We start from the raw sequence: 26,626 nt of genomic DNA on the forward strand, positions 1-26,626 counted from the left end.
TTACCTAAATTCTTAACCTAAACAATGGCGCGACAATTAAAAACGGCTTCTGACACCAAAGGTGTAGAAAGCGCCCGTTTCGTTGTAACTGCGCAACAAATGCTTGGTATGGGTTAAGTCACCAACGTAGCGTTTTTTCTTCTCGTTGAGCACGTTACTCGCTTGCAAGTAAACCGTGGTTCCCTTGTGGCGGTAGCTCATCGACAAATCCAAAGTCTTGAATGTGTCGTTCCAAACAGGAAGAGAGATCGCAGCTTCTTTCGAATCTTGTTTACCTTCAGAGGTAGTGAAGTATTCACGGATCAAAGGATCAGCACCCGCTGTCGAGTTTTCACTGTAAGATTCATCGCGATAGTTGTAGGCCGCACGGAAGTTAAAACCTGCTTTGTCGTAGAACAAAATGAGGTTGGCACTGTTTTCCGATAGATCTTTAATCGGCAAAATTGAACCATCAAGCTCGTTAAAACCAGATTGCTGACTACTGTCGGTAAAGGTGTAGTTACTTTGAACACCAAAGCCATTTAACCAGCCTGGTAAGTATTCAAAAGTATGCGTTGCTGCTAATTCAATACCCTTGATCTCACCGGTCGCACCATTATCTGGTTGACGAATAGAGACAGGATCATTAGTGCGATCGCCATCTTTGTTTCTATCCTCTAACGAAAAGTAGTTGGTGTAGGTATTAGTTAAAAAGTCTTCTAACTCTTTGTAGTAAACCGCAGCACTAAATTGGTTTACATCGCTTGGATACCATTCCCAAGAAATATCATAGTTAGTGGCTTTTTCCGGTTTTAACGCTGGATTACCGCGACTACCTGATAAACCATAGGTCGGAACACTAAACGAAGGTGATAAATCGACTGGATTTGGACGTGTCATGGTTTTGGCATAGGCAAAACGTAAGAACATGTCTTCAGTGATCAATAGATTTAAGTTAAACGACGGCAATAAGTTTGAATAGGTTTGCTCGTGCGCCACCCATTTATAATGCTCGGCATTAATGCGGTTGTAATCTTGCGCTTGGCGTTCGGTATCTTCATCGATAATACGATACTTGTTCATACCTAACGCTTTAGTGTCGGTTTCGACATAACGCACACCGGCATTACCCATATATTCATAACCAAAAATTTCGTTGGCGAAATTGGCTTTGAAGTAAGCGGCACGGGTTTCCTCTTCAATCACGTAAGGATAATCTTGATCCAAGACCATGGTTGCAGCTGGGATCTTTAAGGTGTAGTTGTACTCTCTAAACCCTTCAGGTGTTTCATCGTCCACTGGATACGGATAGCGATCGGTACAAATACGCTGCACGTCTTTGTCGTACAAAGTACAGTTGCCTTCACTGCGGCCAGGGAACAACTCGGTCACTAAATTTTTAAGATCGGCATGTTGCATATTAACGCCAAACCAAGACGGCGTACCGGCAGAGTCAGAGCCTGGGAAGGTATCAGAGATCGGCATAAGGTAACGCGACATATAGTTATCGACGCCATACATCTCTTTACCAATTTCATCGATCCAAGGAATGGTTGGATTTTCCCAACCTATGTGATCGCCTAACATGGTTTTGGTTGATAAATCTTGATCGTAACCGCGCCAGTTATCTGATGTAATGGCATGCACGCTTGGGCTAGCATATCGTAAGTTAGTTTGCTTGCGGTTAACGTTGTTGGTAGCAACACGAGCACCAAACTCAAGCTCAGTGAAAAAGTCGCCATCTAGCAATAAGTCAAAATCTAACATCAAAGAATCTTTCTTGTTGATGTTAACCTTCTCGTTACCCCAGACATTGCCCAATGCATAAATGTTTTGATCTAATAGCGCCGCTTGCAATGACTCAATATCACCATCACCCGTAACAATACCGACTTGAGGTAAATCACCCGGAGCTGCATAGTTGTAATACACATTGGCACTTTGCAGATTAACAACGTTAACGTCTTCATCTATGCCTAAAAATTCGGTAGCACGTTCGTCAACCGGACGTAATAATTGCCCTGCATTTAGGTTTAAGGTGTAAGACTCAACCTCTTTTTCTGAAGCCGCGTGGGCATACACGACCTTCATTTTCAGCGATTCAGTTAAGAAGGCTTCTACGCCAACCTGAAAGGTTTCTTGTAAAAGAAACTCGTCGTTACTCGCAAACTGGGATTGCGCTGGTGGATTATACTGATCACCTTTTGGTGTCATGGTCGCGGTTTGCATTAAATAACGCGCCATTGGCTGTTCAATTTGCTCAAGCTGTTTGTTATCAACATCAACTGCATACAGCTCACCTGCGCGTGGTTGACGATACCAAGGGCCGGCTAAGCTAAGCGCGTCGTTTAAGTTGGTAGACTCTAAATCACGATCCAGCGGATAGTTACGGTCGTTATTAGTACGGAAGCCTAAACCTTGCTTAGTGTAGATACGCGATAATTCCATACGCGTACCACTAACGGAAAACTGTAAGTCGTCATTAATTTTCCACTGCAAGGCGGCATCAAAGCTTAATCTTTCGTCTTCATACGGCTTTTGCTCAATCGACATATTGTCTGGGCGAAATACCACGAGGTTTTTCAGTTGAGCACTGTTGGTCGCTTGGGTTGGTATTAGTGGCGCCCAGTTACTGTTAAAAGTATGCGAATCACGATAACTGGTTTCTGCCGCCGAGTTTACTAAGACACCGACTTCACCCAAGCTGCCTAAATCAAAACGCGTGGTGCCTAACCAAGTGCCTTTAAAACCTGTATCGTCGGCAATCTCGTCTTGGGTGCCTTGCAGCGACATATTCATGATGGGCTTTTTAAAATCAAGCGGCTTAAAGGTATGTAGGCGAACCGTGGCACCGGTTGCACCTTCTACCATATCGGCAGTGGGTGATTTAATAACCTCGATTTTGGCGAATAAAGCAGAATCAACGGCGCTAAAGCTATTTGAACGCTCGTCACCGCCACTACCCATGCCTTGGCCGTTAATTTCTACGCGGTTTTGAGTTAAACCACGTACCTGAACACCAGAGCCTTGTCCTGTGCCATCACGTTGAATTTGAACCCCGGTTACCCTTTGTAGCGCTTCGGCGATATTGTTATCAGGTAATTGACCGATATCTTCGGCAGATATGGCATCGAGGATCTGCTGGCCGCTTTTTTTCATAAACGCGGCATCTTTAAGTGAATTACGAACCCCTTGAACCGTGATAACTTCCGTTTCGTCGTCTTCGACTTTTTCTTGTTGTTCAGCAGCATTAACTAGCGGTATGCTAAAAGGCGCGATGGCCGCTGCAGAAACTAGCAAGTGCCGTCGGATGTGTTCAGCGAGGGATTTACGTTTGTACATAATAATGAGTCCCAGTAACTTTCTAATAAATGTGTGTGAAACAGTCTTGTCGCTCTCTTGTCGCTCATTTGTCAAAATAGTGCTTGAGTACGTTCGGCAACCTGTTTGCATTGAAATAAGCCGTTAACTTGCACTTAAATCTTGCTACTTAATTTATAAAAAGTTGTTAACAGATACAGTGACTGAACATCCGCAATCGTCTACATACACATAACAAAGTGTCTCAAACTCACTAATAAATAATATAAAATCACAATTGATTATTTTCAGACCTATATTCATAAAAACAATAAATATCAGTTACTTAAAAAAATGCGACACATTTCGTCACCATAAAATGCGACATAAAGTCATAAAAACTTAGTCGTTATGTATGTAAAAATGGCACTTGGCTTACAGGGGATTTCTGTAATACTTTATTAACAAGATTAAGGAAGCTAATAACCTAATGACTTTATGCTTAAAGTGGCTTTGTTTGATATTAATAGTGCTAGTCACTTTGCCATCCACATTTGCTAGCCAGCAGTTTTATCCGGTTTTTCCTAACGCGTTAGAAAGCGACGCGAAATGGCATAAAGTGGAAAACATTCCCAATCGCTTAATTAAAAGTGCAGACTTTGGCCCTAACAATGATTTGTGGTTTGCCACTTCCGAGGGCGTATATCAATTTGATGGTTATCAAGGGCAATGGCATAACAGTGAAAACGGCTTAAATGTTAGTGAAGTACAAGCCATTAAATGGTTGGGCGATAAGCTTTATATTGTCAGTTTTGATGCAATTTACACCTATGACGGCAAGCAATGGCAGCAAATTGGCGAGTCATTCGAATTTTTTCCTGAACATTACACCCACCAAATCGTCACTTTAGCTGCTGACAGCAAGGGCGATGTGTGGTTTTCTGCGCAGCAACATGTCGTGCAAATAAAACAAAACAACTACACGGTTTACGAAGTAGAGGACAAGTTTTTAGCTAGTCTAACGCTAGATACGCAGGATAATATTTGGACTTTGGATGGCCGCAGTGGTCATGTTCGTCAATATAAATTAAAGAACCATAAGCTCAATCAGCAAAAGATTTGGCGTCATTTAATGCGCCCCAAAGCCCAACTGGTGTTGCCATTTAATGGCGTGATCCAACAATTATCTGACGGCAGCATTTGGGTAACCAGCAGTGAAAACAGCCATACACCAAAATACCTAAACCCAAATAGCCAAACGGAAAACCAAGAATTTACTACAGTGCGTATACCGCGCGTTTTTACCCGAGCCATCAACCATAGCTTGTTACAAGTCAGTAATGGCGATATTTATATTACCAGTGGTAACGATATTTTATTCTCACGCGATTTAGGTAAAACTTGGCAAAAACAAGATATAGAGCAACATAGGTTAGATACCAGTTTTCTGGGTCATATGCTGCTAGAATCAAACGATAACCGTTTATGGTTACTCGAACCTGGGATCAGCATAAAGCGCTTTCCGCTCGATCTAAACAAACCCCATATCTATCCGAATATGTTGTATCAATGCAACGATAGCGATAATCGCCAATACTTTATTGATGATCAGGATAATATTATTCAGTTCGATGTCAGCTCCGATACTTGGAATCGCTATTCACCACAAGATACCCATATCAGCAAACCTAACTTAGTCTATTGCACCCGCAATGGTCGGGTATGGGCAGCAGGCAGTGACCAGCAACAAACTGCTATCAGCTATTTACGCGGCAATAAATGGTATCAACAACAACATACGCCATTAGAAACCAGTATTCACTACCAAGCCACTTTAGAGACCGAACGCGGTGATATCTATTTCGGCAACAGTTATTCAGAGCGTAAAGCCGACAACGGCTATATCATCAAACTCAATAATGAAGACAATGTTTATCGCGCTGAACAAGTACTGGTCGATTACCCTAAGGTGTCAAAAATAATCCCGTGGGATCAAGACTCAATTCTGCTGAGTGGCCATCGCTTACGCTTTATCAATAAAGGCGCATACAAAGCCATGGAGTCGCCACCTGAGCTGAAAAAAGGCTGGATTGAAGATGTGCTTAAAACCCAAGAAAACGGATTATGGGCCGCGACTTGGGGCGGCGGCATTAGCCAGTATAAAGATTCGACTTGGAGCCAATGGGATAGCAGCAACGGTTTACCAACCAATAATATTACTAACCTAATGCCACATGGCGACAGCATATTGGCTTTGTCTGATCGTGGGGTTTTAGAGTTCAATACCGGCACTTGGTACTTGCGCAACTATGCGGGTGCTAAAGGCAAAAGCCAAAGTAGTAACCTGCTTAAATCCAATGACAATTCCATTTGGGTAACTCAATTTCCACGTATGTGGGTGCACAGGGATTTTCGTAAATTTAACCTAAAAGTCGCCATGGCTAGTCAACGTTACTACCCTGATTATGCAGCGCCGCAAACCCAAATTAAACTGATGCAATCGCTAGAAGCGTATGATTCATCGGTTTATGTTAGTTGGCAATCCACTGATAAATGGTCGACTACGGCCAATGAAGATCTGTTTTATCAATATAAATTAAATGATCAAGATTGGTCGCCATCGACTTCTGATACCACCTTACTGTTGTCACGTTTACTACCCGATGACTATGTATTACAGGTACGCGCTCGCGATGCCCATGGCAATATTGAAAACACACCAGCCGAGTTACGCTTTACCATCAGCTTACCGTTTTGGCAAAGCGCTTGGTTCACTGCTTTATTAATTATTACGCCTATCATTATTGGTTTATTGTTGGTTGCCTTATTGGTACAACGCATAAAACACGTCACTAAACTTGACCAAGTACGCTTGCGCTTTTTAACCAATATCTCGCATGAATTGCGTACGCCGTTAACCCTAATACTTGGGCCTTTACAAAAAGTAAGGAAGGACTTACTTCCTGAAGATCCCAAATTAAAATCGCTAGACTTAGCCATAGAGAATAGCCAACGCTTAAATGAGCTAGTCGATCAACTACTGGATTTTAGAAAAACCCAGCTCGGTGCAGTAATACTAAACCCACAGCATAAAAACCTAGTTGCCTTTACCCGCATGCTGGTCAATAACTTTGAAAACTTAACCGAAGGCCAACATCAACATATCAGTTTTTCTTGTAATCAAAGCTCGTATATTTGTAACTTTGATCCTGATGCTTATCGTAAAGTGTTGGAGAATTTGGTGGTTAATGCCATCAAGTATTCGGATGCTGGCGCGACAACCAAAGTCGAGTTGCATATCGATCCGGATAAACACAATAAAGTACGCTTAACTGTTGAGGATCAAGGTTATGGCATTAACCCTAATGCAATCGATAATATTTTTGATCCCTTCTATAGCGGCAATCAAAAACTCGATACTAACTTTACCAGCTTTGGAGTTGGCTTAGCCTTAGTTAAAGAATTGGTCGAAGCACAAAACGGCAGTATTAATGTAATCAGCCCTGTTCCCTACCAAAGTAATAGTAAAATTAATAATAAAGACGATAGCGGCGACAACCCTGGCACCCGTTTTACTATTGAGTTTAATGAATGGCATCAAATCACCCCGCCAACGGTACCAACCGAAACTAAAACCGACAGTGGTGCAACAAATGATGATCAAGTGATTGTGCTGCTGATTGATGATCATCCATCATTAACCGAATACCTAGCTGATGAACTGAATGATCATTACCGAGTAGAAACCGCAGAAAGTGCTGAGCAAGGTTTTAAAATTGCTACCGAGTTAGTGCCGGATATTATCGTCTCCGATGTCATGATGCCGGGGGGTATGGACGGGCTAGAGCTTTGCGAGTTATTGAAAAAAACCGAAGTCACTAACCATATTCCAGTGATTTTACTCACATCGCTGTCATCGAAAGAACATCAAGAGCAAGGCTTAAAAATTGGCGCCTTGGATTATCTGACCAAGCCAGTTTCAACCAATGTGTTAACCGCAAAAATTGAAAACCATTTAGCCAGCCGCAAAGCGTTAGCGCAAAAACTGACTAAGCAATTAGCCAATACCAATAACGTTAGTAAAAGCGAAACAGCTAGCACTGAGCCTTTAGCAACTGAAGAGCCTACTCCGCAACTCAGTACAGCCGAACAAAAGTTTATTCAACGCTTCTCGGATATCATTGCCAAAAACTTCGCGAATTCCAATTACACCGCCGAAGTGCTAGCACAAGATATGAATATGAGCCGCAGCGCCTTTTATCGCAAATTCAAGGCCTATACCGACCAATCTCCGGCTGATTATTTAAAGAATTACAGGTTAGATAAAGCCATCGAGCTACTACACGACCCTGATTGTGTAGTGAACCATATAGCCGAACATATCGGCTACGCCGAACAAAGCCCCTTCTACCGCGCGTTTAAAAAACGCTTTGGCTGTACGCCGACGGAGTATAAGAAACGGCATTTGTTGTAGGTTGCATAGCGCCACTTGGCCAGATCGCTATATTGGCGCTATACAAAAATAAGTTCAATATTATCAATATCTATTGCTGAAAATTACTAAAATGATGTTGACTAATTTTTAAGCAAATGCCAATGGCCATTTTTCTTTGCGCCAATTCGTTTTAGCAAATTGCAATCCTTTAAGATTTTAATTCTTCGTTCAATACTTCGAGCAGATTTCCCTGTTTTATCCGCAAGTTCGGTATTATTAATGTACGGGTTGTTTTCTATACAGGCTAATATCTGTTTATCTAAAGACGAAAGCTTTAAACCGACACTTAAACCGTCATTTAAACCGACACTATTGTCTGCGACAAGTGTACTTTCATTGATGGCATCCAATATCATCTGCAACATAAATTCAATAAATGGTGATGAATCTGTCTGTGCAGTACTACGGCGAATCGCTAAATAATATTCCTCCTGATGTTGATGTACTAAACTTTCAACTGGAATATTGATAAAAACTTTATGCCATTTAGACAACATCAAAGTTTGCCAAAGTCGCCCCATCCGACCATTACCGTCAGAAAAAGGGTGAATAAACTCAAACTCGTAGTGAAATACACAACTAGCGATAAGTGGATGAAGGTCGGTATTACCGACCCATTCCAACAATTCCTGCATTAATTTAGGTACGCGCTCTGCCTGAGGTGCCATATGAACCACCTGATCACCAGACATAACTCCAACACCACTTTTACGATAAACTCCAGCATCTTCAACTAAACCTTTCATTAATATTTGATGCGCCATTAGCAAGTCTTGAGTATTCCTAGGTTGCCAGTCATTGATGGTGTCATACGCTACGATAGCATTATGTGCTTCCTGCACTTCTTTAGGTGGTGCAATAACACGCTTACCATCAAGTATCGCGGTAATCTGATCTTCAGATAAGGTATTACCCTCGATAGCCAAAGATCCTTGAACCGTACGCATGCGATTTACTTTACGTAGTCGGAGCAGTTTTTCTTGTTCAAACTCTACAGAGAGACGGCCAATCGACTCACTTATACTAGCAACCAAATTTAAAGACTTATTGGAAATAGAAAACGGAGGAGAATAATTTGGCATTAATCAGAGCCTTTGCTTACGTTAGGAAGCGCTTTATTGAGCTTTTTGAGTTCGCTCTGTATTTTAGAAGTAATGCTACTGTTATAGCGCCAATTCCGAATAAAACAAAAAATATCATTAATCCTGCTATTCTCTTTTTCCCATTCAGAACAAAGCTTTTAGGGTGATCGTAACTAAGAAACTCTTTACTGCCTATTTTGAGTTGCCAAATAGAACATGAATAACCTAGAGCATGAACACATTCCTTTGCTCACTATCTATCAACACTTGAACCTTTAAATTCTTTCCATTCGCTGAATTTAGATATTGCTCAACAGAATGGTCTAGCTTACTCATTTTAAATATCAAGTATGGTTCAAAATTTACTAACTTAAAACTAAGTCCATTTGAATACCATTTAGTTTGTTCTAGTTTTCCTTCAACAATCGTCAATTCATCCCTACGTGGGACTTCTTTTCCTATGTTAAATAGATAATATCCAATTATTCCAGTGAATATAAATGCTATACCGATATATAACCATATAGTTAAATTAGAGCGTCGTTTTTCACCAATTTAGGCTATAGACACTTTTATATCACAAATTCTAGCCATCAGTGTCATTGGAGAAAACGGCGATTCAACAAAGCCAAAGCGTTGATAAAACTGCTTAGCTGATGCGTCAATTGCATGGACCAAAATACCCGCACCACCGATAACGTCCATAGCATGAACCGAGCGAAGGACACAATCTTTAAGCAAGCCAGCACCAATTCCATATCCTTGATAATCAGAGTGAACACCAAGTCGCGCAAGTACAACCATAGGTATCGGGTTTGGGCTATTCCTTCTCAGCGGGCTTATTGCATCTTCTCGCCGCACTGAGCCCATCGCTATTGCGTAATAACCAATGACTTGATGATTTTCATCAGCTACAACATAAACTTTTGTGTGATTGCGTTTTTGGCTCTTATACGCTTTTTTAGTTAACCACTCATCAAGGTCACGATTACCGCAGTTAAAGTAACCAAGATTATGTTGTTCAGATAGTAATCTGGGAGCTGTTATTCCCACGGAGCCTTCCTACTCAGTAAATCTGCCATCCCTTCGTTTCTAGTTGGTGTAGCATCCAACGCTTGCTCAAATGCTGCAAAGGCTTGTTCATCCAGCGTAAAATCTTTTTGGTTAGCTAAGACTTCGTAAGCCTCTGCTAGTGCAGCTTGTTGGATAAATACCGTTCTATCAACTTTTAATATACTCGCCGCGGCATCCAATATATTACGAACAGAAGGCTCTACACGCATATTAATGGGGGCTGTTTTAGTCGCCATTAGCTTATTCCTGTATATTTATTAACTACACAATTATAGTATAGCTATTAGATACACACAAACAATAGTTGGTTAATTTTACACCTGCTAACACAAGGTTTATCGATATAAAATCGACCCTACAATTGCGTATATCTCAATGCGAATATTTATCGTAGAGCTGGTTTTACACCTGCTAACACAAGATTTATCGATATAAAATCGATCTTACAACTGGCCATCTATTAGTCGCTTTCCCGCCGAAATACCAGTGTAATTACAATTTATGTTAATAAATTGCTATACAACCGCTAAAACATGTTTATAATTTGAATATTGGCCTTACCATCTTACAATCATACTTGGTTATCAAGATATGCAGGCAGGTATTAGCATTATTGAATTTGCGGTCTAGGATTAGATCTATATTTAGTAATCTTTAAGTTTCACAAGTAATTAAACGTAGTAGGACAAAACATGAAAAAAAGTGTTTATTTAAGCGCCCTAATCACCAGTTGCCTAGCCGTTATTGGATGCTCAAAACAAACCGAGGTGAATGTTCCTCAGCAAGCTTCAGAAGTTGCTAAAACTGTCGCTAGTTCAAATAAGTCATCGCCCGTCTTCTCCGTTGATGCCGCCAAAGAAAACTTAACCTTTGCTAAAGATCAATATTTAAAACTATTAGATCACGCATTAAATGAGCGTCATTTACACCCTAAACCCGCCTGTATAGAAGATAAAACCATGATTTGTGTGCCGCGCTCAGAAGAACATGGCGGTATTTTTATGGAAGAAAAAGCAAAATGGACCAATGGCTTTTTCCCAGGCGCGATATGGAAAATTTTATCCGCTAAACAACATATCAACTGGGCAAATAATCAAGAACAAACCTTATTCGATGGGGCAAAATATTATCAACAAACCTTATTTTCAGAAGCTAAGCGTGGTTCAACTCACGATTTAGGCTTTATTTTGTACGACTCATTTGGCGAAGCATTAAATTATGATGGATTGGATGATGCAAACCGCAAAGCCTATGTAGAGGCGTTAGAAACTGGCCGAGCCACTTTAGCTACTCGTTATCGTGACGAGAAAGGCTTAATTCGTTCTTGGGACTGGATCCCTCGCATGCGAATTAAAACCATTGAGAATGGCGAAAAGGCCATTGATATGTACACCCTATCAAACCCATGGACCTATCCCGTCATTGTCGACAATATGATGAACTTAGAGTTCTTATTTGCCAGTGACAGTAAGCGATACCATGAAATAGCCTTTAATCATGCTAAACATACCAGTATCAACCATTACTTTTATGATGAATCTGACACAAATAAGCAATATCCATTGTCTTATCATGTTTTCGATTACGGGGCACACAAGCCAGGTAACTGGCAAGGTATAGGTAATGTATCCGCTTGGGCGCGTGGTCAAGGTTGGTCTTTGTATGGTTTTGTTACCGTGGTTGAAGCAATGCAAAAAGCCAATATTGATTTAGCAAACTACCCAGATTTTCACGCGCATTTACAAAGAGTATTTGGCAGTGTAGAGCATCTTTTGCAAGACGGTTACGTACCTTATTGGGACTTTTTCGCAGCGCGTGACAACGCTTATGAAATCGCAGAAAACATTTCATCAGATACTACCGTATTCCACGGTGTGTTAGCGCTATGCGGTAATTCGATTGAAGACTTTATCAAGCCATACGAGGGTTATCGCCCGATGACATTAAATGCATCTATGTTATCAGATGAATCTTTAGCAAGATTAAAAGGTAAAGAAAGCTGGTATGGCGAGCCGGTAATACAAGGTGATAAATTATTACCTTGTGGCACCAAACCTTACCCTAAGTCACATAAAAAGATCCCAAGAGATACATCAGCCGCTGCAATTTATGCTGCCGCTATGTACCGCTATGCAACCTTCACTAAAAACCAAGATGAGAAAAAACGCTACAGCGAGTTAGCCGATAAAATCATGGCAGAATTATCAACTCACTATCGTACCGATCGCAGTAAAAATGGTCGCCCAAACAGCTATGATTTCGGCTTTGTTTTAGCGGAAGCAACTGGCGATATGGGTAATGGTGGCGAAATTGACACGCCAATTATCTATGGTGATTTTTACTTTATAGAAGCCAATGTCAGAAAGATTGAATTTCAGAACAGTTTAAAGCAATAATCAATATAAACATTTAATTCAACAAACCGGTGGCGATTAAACGCCACCGGAATATTATTTATAAATGCTAAACAATTAAGTTAACCTGAATTGAGTTTTTCAATATTCTAAAGACACTCTTTATTGTTTGATTAGTCTAATAACTAAAGTTTCTCTCGGTTTTAAAACCCGCTTAACCGTATCACCTGTTTTACCAATAATTTTATTCGACCAAAGGTCTTGCATAATAAAAGGATGATCAAAGGTGTAACTTTTCCAACCATTAGGATCATCAACATCAAATACATTCAACCCAGTAAAATCCCAAGAGAGTGAATAAGGTTCTTTGCTGCGATTCATGAATGCCAATGCATAATCACCGTTATGCAAAGGTTTGAACCACACTTCAAAATCACCATAGTCCCGCCATGGAATAGCGGCTATCCCTAACGGGTCTTGGTTTAACGCAATAATATTTTTATTAGTTAAAATTGCCCGCGTTTTTTCATCCATGTTACTTAAATCATTTCCGGTTATTAATGGTGATGCCAACATACTCCACATACTAAAATGCGTTTTATTCTCTTCGTAAGTCAATACGCCATTGCCAACCTCTAGCATGTCCATATCATTCCATTGACCAGGCCGGACAAACTTTCGTATGTTACGTTGCTGGTCCAGAATAGATAACACTCCGAATCCCCAACCATTATTTACACAGTCAAAACAGTTAATTATGTCACCCGTAGTACGCCACATATGCCCTACATTTTGAGCCCATGTCCAAGGTTCACTCTCTCCCCATTCACACAGGCTAAACAAAATAGGGCGCCCCGCTTTTTCTAATGCTTGACTCATAGTAGTGTAAGAAGGCTCAGCCAATTGTTTACCATGATGACACCAATCATATTTAAGAAAATCGACTCCCCATTCGGCATAAGTTTTAGCATCCATAAATTCATAGCCTCGACTACCTGGCCGTCCTGCACAGGTTTTTGTGCCCGCATCTGAATACAAACCAAACTTTAATCCTTTAGAATGAACATAATCTGCTAATGCTTTAATTCCTGACGGAAATTTTGATTTATCAGCCAGAATACGCCCGTCTTCGTCACGACCATTTTGCCAACAATCATCAATGACAATATATTCATAACCAGCCTCTTTCATACCTGAACTAACCATGGCATCGGCTTGTTTCCTAATAATGGTTTCGTTAATACCCTCACAATGGTATTTATTCCAGCTGTTCCACCCCATAGGAGGCGTTTTACCTAGTTCTGGAAATTTTTCTGCTGTGGCTATGACTGGCATAGTAATAACTAGCAAGGTTAGCGCTTTTATTGTTTTTCTCATTATTTAATTACCTTATTCTATGGGTGTTAGCTTAGCAACGTAGCCACCTGCGACGGCAACGTTAAATTGAATAACATCATGGCTATTTAGAATTTTTTGCTGTTTTTGCAGGGTGTTTTTTGTTGTGCCATCTTGATATATCAAAGCTTGAATTTGGTCTGCTATAAGGATGTCACTTAACTTAATATTTATTGAAGTCACGTGCTCTCCCGATAGCACCGCCAAATACCAAATTTTTCCTTTTCGCTTGGCCATAACTACACTTTTACCTATTTCGCTTCCCTCTAACACCCTAGTTTCATCCCATGTTGTAGGTAGGCTCTTTAACAATTGAGCTTCAGGCTGCGCTAGCAATTGCTTAGGATGAACAGCAAACGCATTCATCGGTGAATTAAAAACTATACTAGTTGCTAATTGATGGGCTCGACTTCCCGCTATAGGATGGGCGCGTCCAAGTACAGGGGTATAATCGCCATGTCCCACGACATAACGAGTGAAAGGTAAAATAGTATTCAGTTGAAAGAGTTTTTCTTGTTTCCAAACAAACTCCATACCGCGAACGGCTTCACGAGTTAGCTCATTTGGGTATGTACGATCTAAACCTGTTGGTAAATTGGAACCATGAAAATTAATGACAAATTGATAGTCTGCCGCATGGTCTAATATCGCTTTGTAAATATTAACCCTCTGTAATGTATCTTCGTTGACAAAATCAACTTTAAACCCTGCTACTCCAGCCTTACGAGCCTGTTTAAATAACTTATCTCGTTGTTCAAAATCTAAAATTCCCGAAATGGTTGGTAAAGGGCCAAACTTTTTTTGTTGCCAATGAGCACTATAATCGCCCGTTGGCTTCCATAGAATAATACCAACTCCAACCTGCTTACCAAGCTCACACAAAGTTGTTATTTTTTGCCACTTATCTTGCCAATGCTCCCAGCCATCATCAATTATCAAGTATTCCCAGCCTAACTTTGCGACATGATTAATATGCTCTCGCATGTTGGCAAAATTTTGACCTTTAAAACCACCTGTGATCCAAGACCAGCCAGAACGACCTGGCTTAATCCAATTGGCATTTTTAAATTGAGGTTTCTCAGGGTCAGCAAGTTCATACACTAAACTATTGTTCACTAGCTGATTTAAAGTTTTGCTCACCATAATTACCCGCCAAGGACTGGCTTTTTCATCATTGATAATTACTGAGATGGGCTCCTTTTTTCCAACAAATTGCGTGACTAATGTCGAATGGTTACGCTTTACTAAATGGACGGCATGATAGTTGTGATGCTTAGCTTGCGTGAGTAATACATAATGCCCCTGTGTTTTAGCAACAACAGGGTAAGTCATTGTCTGACTTAATTTAATTTGAGATAGTTGCTGATATTGCCAATCGGCTTCATAGTCATTGGCATACCAAATTTTGCTATTTGCCGACAAATTAAACTCAGTTTGTTCATTATGTACAGGCCATATCGAAGCATCAGATGGCGCACCTACATATCGAAAAGCCACGCCCCTCTCTGACAAACTAACATCTAAAAATAATGACGGTGAATTAAATGCTTTGCCGTGCATGTCAACAAGTCCAAGTTGATATCGAACCTGCAGGCGTTGACTATTCACTTGCGCATAATTTCCGGCGATTGTGAAATTGTCCTGAATCTGCTTTTGCTCAACTTTAAGTATCTCTTTAACACGTAAAGGTTGACCATCTATTGTTATAGCTAAATTTGAAGGAGAAACTAAAGGCTCTCCGGTAGCTAAATTCAATTTGTATTTAAGTTCATTCATCTCACTTATGAATAACTCAAAAGAAATATCGGCATACTGCAACTTCTGAGTTTTTTGATAATTTGGTAACAATTGACAACCAATTAACAGCCAAGCCATAACACTTACATACAAAATACGAAACATTTCACACCATATTAAATCCACACAAATATGCGCATAAAATAACATTTACTTTTTAAATGTAAACAATTAACTTAAATGTAACAATAAAAATAAAAACCCTACAGAACAAATATGTCAATTAAATACAAAGACAAATCAAATAAGTTAGTGCTTACATACATATTGATTATTTTATCAACATGCTTCAAAGCACATTGCAAACAAAATAAAAAATTTATATACAAAACAGTAGATACAACATCTGACAGTATTTACACAAAAAGTAAATTTACAGAACCTTATCGAAATCAAGTGCACTTTTCTTCTCATGCTGGTTGGATAAATGACATAAACGGCGTATTCCATTACCAAGGAACATATCATTTGATGTTTCAACACTACCCATATAAAAATGAATGGGACAATATGCATTGGGGTTATGCCACCAGCTCAGATCTTTTGCATTGGCAACAACATAATCCAGCATTGGTACCAGGAGAAAATGCGAAAGGTATGGCCTACTCAGGAACAGCCTTTATCGATCACAATAATACGTTAGGCAAACAAACTGGAATCAATGCGACGTTGGTACTGGCTTATACAGACACTCAATTAGGACAAGCCTTAGCATATAGCACAGATAAAGGTCGCACTTGGCAAGCTCATGAAGCTAATCCGATTCTAGCCCCTGATCCAACGAGTAAAAAAATAGAATCACGACGCGATCCAAAAGTATTTTGGTTTGAGCCTGACCAAAAATGGATAATGGTTGTATTTGAAGAAAAAAAAGGAATGCTTTTTTACTCCTCAAAAAATCTGCTCAACTGGACTTATCACAGTACTTTCAAAGCCAATGGTTTTTGGGAGTGTCCAGATATGTTTGAAATAACAATAACTGGAACAACACAGAAAAAATGGGTACTGATGGCACCAATTGGCCGTTATGAATATGGTGAATTTGATGGCGAAAAGTTTACTGCTGAAAGTAATAACCTATCTGTCTTCAAAGGAGTTGATTTATATGGTGGTCAAAGTTTTTACGATTCTAGATCAGATAAAAGAATCCAATTCGTTTGGCTAGGTATGTGGAACCGTGAGCCTGTTAAATCAATATGGCATCACGCTGTCAGCTTTCCTGTTGAGTTACGCTTAGAGCATATAAACAAAGCATTACATTTAACACGGTCACCCATTCCAGAAATTACATCCTTGTATCAAGACAAAACACAAATAAGTAACATTACAATTGATAACAGTAATAATCCATTGGCTCACATACGAAGCAATGTGTTTGATATGCAAATCAAATTAAATTTAAAAGGAACCAAGGCCCAAAAGTTTTGGATAAAAATTGCTGATAAAACTCTTACTTACGACCTTACGAACCAAACATTCAACGATATTAAAGTAGCCGCAGTGGGAGACGAACTCGATATTCGATTAATTGTAGACCAAGGAGCTATCGAAGCATTTATCAATAAAGGCGTATTATCTTGGGCTGAAGAGTTTGCATTTCCAACTGATGACAGCAGTATTGCCATAAGCGCGGATAAACCAATTAAAATAAATACTGTAACCGTTCATCCACTGCGTTCTGTTTGGCAACGGCAACGTTAATACAAATAAATGGAGCATATTACTACGACAAGAAGCAATTATCCGAAACTGCAATTTATTCAGTAACTCAAGTAACAAAGCGCTTCACCTCTATTTGTCATCTTAACAATATAAAGCTCATCTTGATGATCTATCGCTTATACATTAAAAAAAACAATATAAATCACTTTCACTCATTTTATTTCATTTTAAAAATTATTTTATTGCCTTTTGGAATATTTTGATCAATTATAGCCAAAGTTATTAACAACACAGCAACAATTAATCAAATAATTGATAACTGGAATAAAAATATGAATAAGCCAATCATTGCAAACGTATTAAAATTAGCACTTACGACTAGCCTTTTATGTACAACCAGCTTTGTTCATGCTGTGTCATGTACAGGAACCCCTGCCGATCCTAAAGGCAGTGTAAGTCAGTTAAAAGATGCCTTACAACTTGCAACCAATACCGGTACCCCTTTACGTATTACAGGCACATACAATATCAGTACAGATATCAAAATTTATTTAAGAAAAGATTTAATTGTTGATGCTACAGGCGCAACATTTAATGGCACATCAAGTTTAGATGGCGATATGTTTAGCTTTGACGCTCATGAAACCAAATCAAAAGAATGTGGTGCAGGTACAGCTAAAATGAATTTTACTTGGAAAGGTGGCAGTTTTGATATGGCGGATGCCAAGGTATCAACAGTGGTGCCATACACAAGCTTAACACCAGCGAACAAACAGGGGACAAAATCAACAGCAGACGCTCTGTCAGTGCGAGGTTATGCTAATAGCTTACACAAACTCGATGAATTACTAATTGAAAATATAACGTTTACAGGCACTCAATCTAGTTCAGACCCATATCATTTAGCCGGAGGCGACAGTGGTATTTTAATGACAGGCGCGTTAAAGGCAACTATACGCAACAATAACTTTTATGGTGTTCGCGATGCTGCTATTTATGTATCAGCTAGTGCTGGCACAGGCGGAGACAGTACTTGGGGTGATCATTACACTATGCACGGAAATTATATTGAACGAGCGTTTGATGGTATCACGAGTAAAAGAGGGGCTGACAATATTCAAATGTACAACAATACATTAGAAGACGTTAACGTGGGTTTAAGCATTAAACGCGTGTTTTCCGGCAGTAGCTGGACAGCAACTAATGTCACTATTCGCAACAACGATATTGATACAGCAGGGCGCGCGATAAGTCTTGAACGAACTAACAACGCAACCATTAAAGACAACAATATAACCAATTTAGGAGCGCAAGTTGGCAACAACAATAACAACCGTAATAAATATGGCAGTCAATATGAGGGTATCTCGTTAAATGGTGTGCAAGGGGCGACAATCACTAATAACGACATAGTTGGGGTGACAGGTTCACGCCAAAGCAGTACAACAACCTGGGGAATAGTGCATCGCTCAGATGATGGTCGCAGTACCACTAGTATTACTAAAACAGGTAATACCTTTTCTAATTTGGATAACAATACCAAGTATCAGTAACATTTACTAAGTTCAAACAATAAATACCGGCTGGGTAACTTGCCGGTATTTTTTTGCGCTATATTCCCTATCAATTAAATCACTTGATTATTCACAAAGTTAACCTTGCATAAACAATCATCATGACACATAATTAATCAATACCAATCACGAATTTGGCCGTTGCAAGGTGAAATAATGAAACCAACGCTAGCCCATTCAAAATGTAATTTGAATAAACTAACGCGATGGACCGTTCAATATTTAGCTTTATTTTTTTTATGTAGCTGTAGCAACCAATGGGCGGTCGACACACCATCAACCGCAAACCAGCAAGCGACATTACCTTCACACCAGCAAGTGCTCGCCAGTATGCATAAAGTCGCAAACTGGCAATTACCTAAGATCAATAAACTCAGCTACTTACCCGAAAAACGTGGTGAGTCTTTACAAGAAAAACGCTGGATGCAAAGTGCTTTTTATCTAGGCCTGACAGAGATAGCCGAGCGCTCAAATAATGATCTATACCTAGAATGGATCAGCTACAAAAACAAAAAGTGGCAATGGCAGCTCGGTCCCCATGCTTACTTTGCAGACGATCAACTCGTTGCACAAACTTATATTTGGTATTACCTAACACAGCAGCCCGAGCAGAAGGTATTAGCTCCAACTCGAGCTGCCTTTGATCAAGTTATCTCTAATAACCCCAACCATTCACTTACATTTAATGACGACTCAGATAGCAATGGTTTATTTGCTTGCCAAGCGCGATGGTGCTGGGCAAACGCATTATTTATGGCTCCCGCCTCTTGGTTTGGACTCAGCGCGGCAACAGGCGATCCGAAATATGCGCAATATGCTCACAAAGAAGTCAAAGCTACCCTAGACTATCTATATGATCCTGAGCATGACCTACTTTATCGTGACAGTCGTTTTAAAAACCAAAAAGATGAATTTGGTAATCCATTGTTTTGGGCACGGGGCACAGGATGGGGATTTGCTGGGTTAGCCAGAATGATGGAGTTTATTCCAACAGAAGACCCTAGGCGCGCCTACTATGAAAACCGATTTAAAAAAATAGCCGCCAAACTAAAGTCCTTACAAAAACAGGATGGTTCATGGGCTATGTCATTATTAGCAAAAGAAAATATGCCGCAACCCGAAACCAGTAGCACAGCTCTTTTTAGTTACGGTTTTGCTTGGGGATTAAATAATGGTTTGTTAAACGCTGAAGAATACCAAGCCACACTAAACAAAAGCTGGGCATTACTTAACTCAGCAATACACCCTAATGGCAAATTAGGTTGGGTACAACAAGTCGGCGTCGCACCAAGTGAAGTTACGTATGATGACTCGCAGATATATGCTGTTGGCGCTTTTTTGTTGGCCGGTTCAGAAATTTACGATTATCAAAAACGTTTAAACATTTAGCGTTGATACAGGAGTTAACAGAAACAATGAAAAAATTAATTCAACACGGGTTAAAACCCGTAACAGTTGCCTTAAGTGCAGTGGCTTTATTATCAGCATGTGCCTCTTCGCCACAGCAGAGTGCCGCAGATAATATAAAACAAAGTAAAAATGGCACGCCTGTCGTTATGGCATACGGCCGTTATGTACCAGAGCGTCGTGATGATTTTGCGTGGGAAAACGACAAAGTCGCATTCAGGGTTTATGGCCCAGCAGCGCCAATAAAAGGACACTCAAGTGGTGTCGATGCTTGGCTTAAAAAAGTAGATTATTCAATTATTGACCGCTGGTACAAGGGCTATACGGAAGGCCGTTCTTATCATGAAGATAGAGGCGAAGGTTACGACCCTTACCATACAGGTATAAGCCGAGGTGTGGGTGGTTCTGCGGTTTGGATTGATGGCCAAGCTTACCCTGCCCACACTTACAAAAGCTTTAAAGTATTAGAAAGCGGTACAGACAAAGTTAAATTTACCCTAACTTACCAATGGGAAACCCCGTTAGGTAAAGTCAAAGAATTAAAAACCATCACACTGCCACTAGGTACGCATTTATATACCGTTAATTCAAAATTCACTTTGAATGACAAACCAACCTATTTGCCAATAGCAATCGGTATTGCCACCCATGATGAAAAAGCCAAAGCTTATTCAAACAAAGCTAACGGCCACGTTTCAGCTTGGGAAGTGATCCACGGTAATGGATTAGCGACCGGCGCAGTTATCGACCCTAATTTGCTGGAAGATATTAAGCATGTAACAAGCCAAGTGCGTGATGAAAGCCATATTTGGTTGATCACCAAAACTAATGCTCAAGGTGAGCTAAGCTATAAAGCTGGCTTTGCATGGCAACCCGCTGGTGAAATTACATCTATAGAACAGTGGCAAAATTACTTAAGCAAAGCTAACGCTAAATAACCCAGATTACTTGTAGGCGAGCATTTATGCTTGCAGAGCCTGCAAACCAATCTAGCAAAGCCTCACCTTGTGAGGCCATTATACAAAAGAGAAAATTATGGAAAAAATTGCCTTTGTTATGACCTTATTGCCAGGTCATGAAGCTGAATATGAAAAACGTCACGATGAAATTTGGCCAGAGCTGGTAGACGCGCTCAAAGCCGCTGGCGTGTCTGATTACTCAATTTTTCATGAACCTTCTTCAAACAAACTATTTGCAGTTTTAAAAAGAACAGAAGACCACACAATGGAACAACTGCCATTAGAGCCGATTGTTAAAAAATGGTGGGCATTTATGGCAGATATTATGAAAACCAACCCTGATAACTCGCCAGTAGTTACCCCTATCGAGCAAGTATTTCATTTAGATTAAAGCTAAGTATTAATCTCGCTATCATTTTCGCCTTGCTCTTTCATTCTCAACAAGAGATAAGGCGAAAATATAAAGCTAAAGTATGAAGCGAAGATACGAGATACGAAATAAGAGACAAAGGTCAAAACATCCTTCCTTCAGCAATCCAAACCCACCAATTTTCATCTAATTAGTAACAACTGATTTTTTCAAAACCACTAAAAATCCCTAAATAATTTAAAATATTGTAATACAAATATTGATCTAAATATCACCTTATGCGAATATTTGTAACGCATTTGCAACAATAGGTGAACAAATGAAAAACATAACAACTAAAGCACTACTAACTACTCTAGCACTCACTACCAGTTCAATCGCTTTCGCAGGGGGGACTTTAACCGTATCTAATCAAACTGGCGTTATCACGATTGATAGCAACAGCGATTGGGACAATATTGTTATTCCAGCCAATACTACGTTACAAGCTCGCATTCATATTTTGAGTGGCCGAACCAATGACGTAACCATTATTGGCCAAAACCGTGATAGCTCTATTATTGCGCCTTATGGTTTGTATGCTGAATCGGCACCTAACGAAAAAGGTAAAGCGGGTAAGATGTTGAGTAACATCTATTCTGATTGTAACTGTACTGTTTCAATCTCTACCCTTACCAGCCGTAACCCTCGTAAATTCCATATTTTAGGTGATACGGACAACTCAAAAATGGTGGTAGATAACGTCAATATCTTCACACGTTGGAAAGATGGCGATCCGCATAACCACCATACCACAGACGGCTTTGGCGGCGGTGTCGACTCCTCAATTCGTAACTCAACCATTAGCACATTCGACGACAGCATTAAGGTTTACAACGACCTCATAACCGTTGAAAAAGTTAAAGTTGAACATCACGAAAACGGCGCACCATATCAATTTGGTTGGGGTGCAAGTGCCTTCCCATTTGCCAAGTTAATTCTAAAAGGCGAGAACATTGTATTAGATAAGTTTGACGAAACATCAAGCAAAAAATACAAGCACGGTGTGTTTGGTTGGGTATGGGCAGATAGCTCCAAAACCATTACTCGCAAAGTTGACTTTAGAGGACCATTTAGTCACAACGTAGGTAGTGGTGCGGACAGAAGTAGCCTATATACCTTTGGTCATAGAACGAACTCAGCGCAGTCAGTTGGCAGCAATGGTAAGTTAGATTTATTTGGCCAAAACTGTAAAAAACTGACATCAAGCAACAGCGAATATCGCCAAAATAGTAACCCAACAATTTGGCAAAACTCGACTTGTAGCTAGTCACCGCGTGTATAAAGCCTCTAAATTTCAGGGGCTTTTTGTATGATGAATATTAGTTAAAAAGATAACGTCTTTCCTGCGACCGCTCGGGACCTGCGTCCATATTAATTATGCAGAAATACTGATAACAGAAATTGCCCGAAAGTAATTGAAAAAGCGGATTATCTGCATCAAAAAGTGGTTAATAAAGTACCGTCTTTCCTGCGAATGCAGGAACCCAGTAACTTTTTTTAAAGCAGGCTAAGTTTATCCAACAAAAGTCGCTAGATCCCCGCATGCGCGAGGATGACGAGGGTACTGTCCTAGACCATGATGATAAAAATGCCGAATTATCGACATAACATATCGACTCTGAAACTTATGTTGTATGCGAGGCAGATTTACATCCATGCTGGCCGAGGATAATGAACAAAGATTTTAAAAATTGCCTAGGCATTAATATCATGCAGTTCAAAATAAACAAACCAAGCATCACCCTACTCTCAATTTTTACACTAGCCGCAATTGGCTATCACTTAACCACGTTTACCAATGTTTCAGACACAGATAATTCAAACAAGAGCAAAACTCACTCAACAACTGACAGTGAAATAAACGCCATGCTCGGTGGGAATGGCAAGGTTGAAAATTCTGTTCAAGAACACTTAACCTCGCCTAAAGACGATCAAAGCCCCAAAAATCAAATCGACTATCACGCACTATTGTTAACGCAATCTATAGATAATTTAAGTCGTGATCAGCTAACAAAAGCGCTGGAAACTAACCCAGAGCAGCTAATCGAATATTTAAAAGCGGATCCCAATTTAAACTTTTTAAACACACGTTTGCTGTTAGATGTTGTGTACCGCTTTTCCGATCAATACCGCACTGAGGTTGCATTTGAAATGATGCATGCCAGTTTCCCAACAGTGCGCAGTGCGGGTTATCGACTGTTAGCTAACGCCAGCTCGGAAGACTTAACTCATAGAGACTATCATCTCGATTTAATTATTGATGCTAGCTTTACCGAAACTGAACCTAACGTAATCGCAGATCTGCTCACTATATTTAGCGAAACCAGACTCAACGATAAACAACAGCAAAATGTTGAATCAAGATTAGCGACCTTAGTAGATAACCAAGACTCAGAGATCCGAGTTAACGCGCTAAGTGCGCTGGTGAAAATCTCCAATATCGAAACCGTCGCTCCTATTATTTCTGGCTACCTAAATAACCGAGAAACAACGCCTTCCCTAACCGTCATTAGCGCATTATTTGAGGTAGAAAAGCCAACTGCCGAATTGTTAAATCAAGTCAGAAGTGTCGTTGATAATAAAAGTTTTAGTGAAGATATCAGGCAAGAAGCACAAGCAGTGTTGCGCAATTGGATGTAGGTGTACCTGTGCTTATTCCCGAACACCAGGCACTTCCTACATCCCTGTAGGTGCACCGATGATCGTTCCATACTGCTCGGCACTTCCTACATCCCTGTAGGTGCGACGTGTACGTCGCATTAACCGGAACTAACGGATCCATACGATACTAACCATCACCAAATACAGCTTATATTTTTTAGACACGCGAAGGCTTAAAGAATATTTACCGCAATGAAATGTTTAACCCAATTTGGCAGTGACTAGTACCTCTTCAATTTAATTTTGATTAGTTGAAAACATTGGTGATCACTTTCACACTGAGCGTAGTTCGTCGAGCTCACTATAAACCAAGGCAGTCGAAGTGTCGGTAAATTAGAAAGTAATAAGACTTCGACAAGCTCAGCCTGAAGTTGTTTATTTAATCTAAATATGGCTAAAAACATCACTAGTGATAGTAAATTATGCGAGTGATTCAACTGATCATTTCTTTCTGGAAACAGTACTAGTTTATCTACTACCGGAAAGTCTGTGTTTTTCGACTAAAGTCGAACCTACAACGCCAAATAAGGCTTATGAATTTGAGGCAGACGAAGGCTTAAAAAGTATTCATCGTAACCAAATGTTTAACCTAATTTGGCAGTATTAGTCTTGCTTCTGCAAAGCGAGACTTGGCTTATAACAAGCCCCCTACTTTTGATAATCTTGCTCTTTTAGGCAGAAAGGTTTGCAGGCTCTGCAAGCATAAATGCTCACCTACAAAAATCTACAAAACAAATATCGAGGCACCTGCCAGAAAGGCAACAAACAAGATAATTGGCTTAATAACGTCACCATTAATATAACGATTGAGGTGATAACTTAACCCTAATCCGACCAAAATAGCGGGCGCACATTTTGCGAAGTTAATTAAATCATCTTTTGTCACGAGACCAGTAACAGCTAGAGTTAAAAAAGCTAATCCATTAATGTAAATAAAGAAGATACTTAAGTTGGCACGAATCGATTTTTGCTTGGCATTTTGATAAAGCAAGCCCATGGGTGCGCCGCCAGCTGCAGTTAATGTGCCCATAAAGCCAGCAAAACCACCAGCAATTAAGCTAGTTGACGGCATCACTTTGGGCTGCAGACCAACCACAGATAAGCCAACCCCCAACAATATCAACCCTCCAAAAATCATACGATATACTTCATATTGCACATTAAGCATAACAACACTGGCGATAACGATACCTACGGTGCCACCTAACGTGGAGTAAGTGGTCTGCTTAAAGTCAACATCACGAATATTGCCATAAGTGATAATAGAAGTAATAAGTAAGGCACTTAAGATCATAGGCACAGGTACTAATTCAGGCGCAATATGCATTAATACAGGGGCGCACAGCAAACCAAGGCCAAAGCCTATGGTGTTTTGCAAACACGCGCCCATAATTAGCAATACATATATATAGATCCAGTCAGACACCTAATTACCCACTTTATTCATAAAAACCGTTTTCAGGTATGTAAATCGGCTACTTGTATAACCATAGTTATATCATGTTATATTACAAATTAAAATATTGGTTACGACTAAACGTTATATTAATTGAGGGTTTTCGTAATAAGAGGAGTCCAAATAGTCAGTATTAAGTTTTCATGTCCAGTTAGCTTGTTTATTGAACTTTAACCCCCATTCACTTTTTCAATCGTTGTAATAAAGCAATTGATTGAAAAGGAACCCTGTAATGCAAAAGCTCATTAGCTTTATAAAACTCGCCAACCAAGTTTTGTTCTTTCTAGCTGCGCTATTCGTGCTAGCACTTTTAGGTAAACAATTATACAAAGAGTTGTTTCCTAGAACTTATGAGCCCCAAAAAATTGAAGTGAAAAAGCAAGATAAAGATCTACAAAACTTTGATAAACCTGAATATTTTTTAGACTATTACGATAAATACAAGGATGTATATATTTTTACAATCACTTCGAGTTTCATTAACCGAGGGCCTGAAATAGAAAACTTTAATAAGCCAATGGAATTTATTCGGGCTAGCGATGGTTACAATTCAGTTGGAAACAATGTAGTTAATCTCCTTTTTTCTAGCAAAAGCGGGGAAAAGCACAAATTATTTGCCCACGATGTTTATGTAACAAGTTTTGAACTTGTAATAGAAGAAAATAATCGCAATAAAAAACGCCTTAGCAAAAACATATATTCAGTTGTTGAAAACGATTCAAATAACGATGGCTTTTTAAGTAAAGAGGATAACCGCAATTTATACATTTCTGACTATGACGGTACGAATTTAAAGAAAATTGCTAGCCAAGTAAAAATGTACCAAGTGATTGCAGATGATGAGCTGTTAATTCACCAGTACGATCAGGCAAATTCTATATATTATTCTTACAATGTAAAAACGTCTGAGTTATTGAAATTGAATACTGATCTGGATGCTGCAAACGAATAGCTTCCTGTGCCAGTCAATAATAAAAAACGCCATCAACTACTAAGCTGATGGCGTTTTACTATAGGTT

General features: G+C 39.8%; 17 protein-coding genes. 10 read left to right on the forward strand and 7 right to left on the reverse strand.

Going from position 1 to position 26,626, the window contains the following annotated elements; genetic code table 11:
* Window positions 1–36: 36 nt before the first annotated feature.
* Entirely contained in the window at window positions 37–3,321 is a 3,285-nt protein-coding gene (locus C2869_RS03380; protein ID WP_159084010.1) for a TonB-dependent receptor, read from the reverse strand.
* A gap of 475 nt (window positions 3,322–3,796) precedes the next feature.
* Between C2869_RS03380 and C2869_RS03385 the strand changes: the two genes are divergently transcribed.
* The gene (locus C2869_RS03385; RefSeq protein ID WP_159084011.1) at window positions 3,797–7,753 is read left to right on the forward strand and encodes a hybrid sensor histidine kinase/response regulator transcription factor; all 3,957 of its coding nucleotides are present in this window, start codon (window positions 3,797–3,799) and stop codon (window positions 7,751–7,753) included.
* Between the two features lie 101 nt (window positions 7,754–7,854).
* Here C2869_RS03385 and C2869_RS03390 read toward each other — a convergent pair whose 3' ends face one another.
* The 3 genes from C2869_RS03390 to C2869_RS03405 form a co-directional block, all read right to left on the reverse strand.
* Window positions 7,855–8,856, reverse strand: coding sequence for a Fic family protein (locus C2869_RS03390; RefSeq protein ID WP_108601611.1), 1,002 nt, complete (start codon window positions 8,854–8,856; stop codon window positions 7,855–7,857).
* 555 nt (window positions 8,857–9,411) lie between these two features.
* Entirely contained in the window at window positions 9,412–9,909 is a 498-nt protein-coding gene (locus tag C2869_RS03400) for a GNAT family N-acetyltransferase (protein WP_108601613.1), read from the reverse strand.
* Entirely contained in the window at window positions 9,900–10,166 is a 267-nt protein-coding gene (locus C2869_RS03405) for a type II toxin-antitoxin system TacA family antitoxin (protein ID WP_108601614.1), read from the reverse strand. Before C2869_RS03405 ends, C2869_RS03400 begins: the two co-directional genes overlap by 10 nt.
* 456 nt (window positions 10,167–10,622) lie before the next feature.
* Here C2869_RS03405 and C2869_RS03410 point away from each other — a divergent pair, with 456 nt between their 5' ends.
* On the forward strand, window positions 10,623–12,326 hold the full coding sequence (locus C2869_RS03410; RefSeq protein WP_108601615.1) for a glycoside hydrolase family 88 protein: 1,704 nt from the start codon (window positions 10,623–10,625) through the stop codon (window positions 12,324–12,326).
* Window positions 12,327–12,446: 120 nt separating this feature from the next.
* On the opposite strand, the gene C2869_RS03415 is transcribed toward C2869_RS03410, so the two are convergent.
* Together C2869_RS03415 and C2869_RS03420 are read right to left on the reverse strand one after the other, a co-directional pair.
* Window positions 12,447–13,661 carry a glycoside hydrolase family 27 protein gene (locus C2869_RS03415; protein ID WP_108601616.1) on the reverse strand — a complete coding sequence of 405 codons (1,215 nt, stop codon included), beginning with the start codon at window positions 13,659–13,661 and terminating at the stop codon, window positions 12,447–12,449.
* A gap of 12 nt (window positions 13,662–13,673) precedes the next feature.
* Complete coding sequence (locus C2869_RS03420) at window positions 13,674–15,554, reverse strand: glycoside hydrolase family 97 protein (RefSeq protein ID WP_159084012.1); 1,881 nt, start codon at window positions 15,552–15,554, stop codon at window positions 13,674–13,676.
* A 138-nt stretch (window positions 15,555–15,692) separates the two neighbouring features.
* On the opposite strand from C2869_RS03420, the gene C2869_RS03425 reads away from it, so the two are divergent.
* The 7 genes from C2869_RS03425 to C2869_RS03455 all read left to right on the forward strand — a co-directional run bounded on the left by C2869_RS03425 (window position 15,693) and on the right by C2869_RS03455 (window position 24,130).
* Complete coding sequence (locus tag C2869_RS03425) at window positions 15,693–17,177, forward strand: glycoside hydrolase family 32 protein (RefSeq protein ID WP_108601618.1); 1,485 nt, start codon at window positions 15,693–15,695, stop codon at window positions 17,175–17,177.
* 293 nt (window positions 17,178–17,470) lie between these two features.
* Window positions 17,471–18,691 carry a right-handed parallel beta-helix repeat-containing protein gene (locus C2869_RS03430; RefSeq protein ID WP_108601619.1) on the forward strand — a complete coding sequence of 407 codons (1,221 nt, stop codon included), beginning with the start codon at window positions 17,471–17,473 and terminating at the stop codon, window positions 18,689–18,691.
* Window positions 18,692–18,868: 177 nt separating this feature from the next.
* Window positions 18,869–20,101, forward strand: coding sequence for a glycoside hydrolase family 88/105 protein (locus C2869_RS03435; protein WP_108601620.1), 1,233 nt, complete (start codon window positions 18,869–18,871; stop codon window positions 20,099–20,101).
* A 26-nt stretch (window positions 20,102–20,127) separates the two neighbouring features.
* Window positions 20,128–21,057: a DUF4861 family protein gene (locus C2869_RS03440; RefSeq protein ID WP_108601621.1), complete on the forward strand. Its 930-nt coding sequence runs from the start codon at window positions 20,128–20,130 to the stop codon at window positions 21,055–21,057.
* Window positions 21,058–21,154: 97 nt separating this feature from the next.
* Window positions 21,155–21,469, forward strand: coding sequence for an L-rhamnose mutarotase (gene rhaM / locus C2869_RS03445; RefSeq protein WP_108601622.1), 315 nt, complete (start codon window positions 21,155–21,157; stop codon window positions 21,467–21,469).
* 298 nt (window positions 21,470–21,767) lie between these two features.
* Window positions 21,768–22,757, forward strand: coding sequence for a hypothetical protein (locus tag C2869_RS03450; RefSeq protein ID WP_108601623.1), 990 nt, complete (start codon window positions 21,768–21,770; stop codon window positions 22,755–22,757).
* A gap of 443 nt (window positions 22,758–23,200) precedes the next feature.
* The gene (locus tag C2869_RS03455) at window positions 23,201–24,130 is read left to right on the forward strand and encodes a hypothetical protein (RefSeq protein ID WP_159084013.1); all 930 of its coding nucleotides are present in this window, start codon (window positions 23,201–23,203) and stop codon (window positions 24,128–24,130) included.
* Between the two features lie 745 nt (window positions 24,131–24,875).
* Here the strand turns inward: C2869_RS03455 and C2869_RS03460 are convergent.
* Complete coding sequence (locus tag C2869_RS03460; protein ID WP_108601625.1) at window positions 24,876–25,577, reverse strand: sulfite exporter TauE/SafE family protein; 702 nt, start codon at window positions 25,575–25,577, stop codon at window positions 24,876–24,878.
* A 262-nt stretch (window positions 25,578–25,839) separates the two neighbouring features.
* Between C2869_RS03460 and C2869_RS03465 the strand changes: the two genes are divergently transcribed.
* Complete coding sequence (locus C2869_RS03465) at window positions 25,840–26,559, forward strand: hypothetical protein (RefSeq protein ID WP_108601626.1); 720 nt, start codon at window positions 25,840–25,842, stop codon at window positions 26,557–26,559.
* Window positions 26,560–26,626 lie beyond the last annotated feature (67 nt).

Origin of the sequence: Saccharobesus litoralis (assembly GCF_003063625.1) — a bacterium.
Lineage (GTDB): Bacteria > Pseudomonadota > Gammaproteobacteria > Enterobacterales > Alteromonadaceae > Saccharobesus > Saccharobesus litoralis.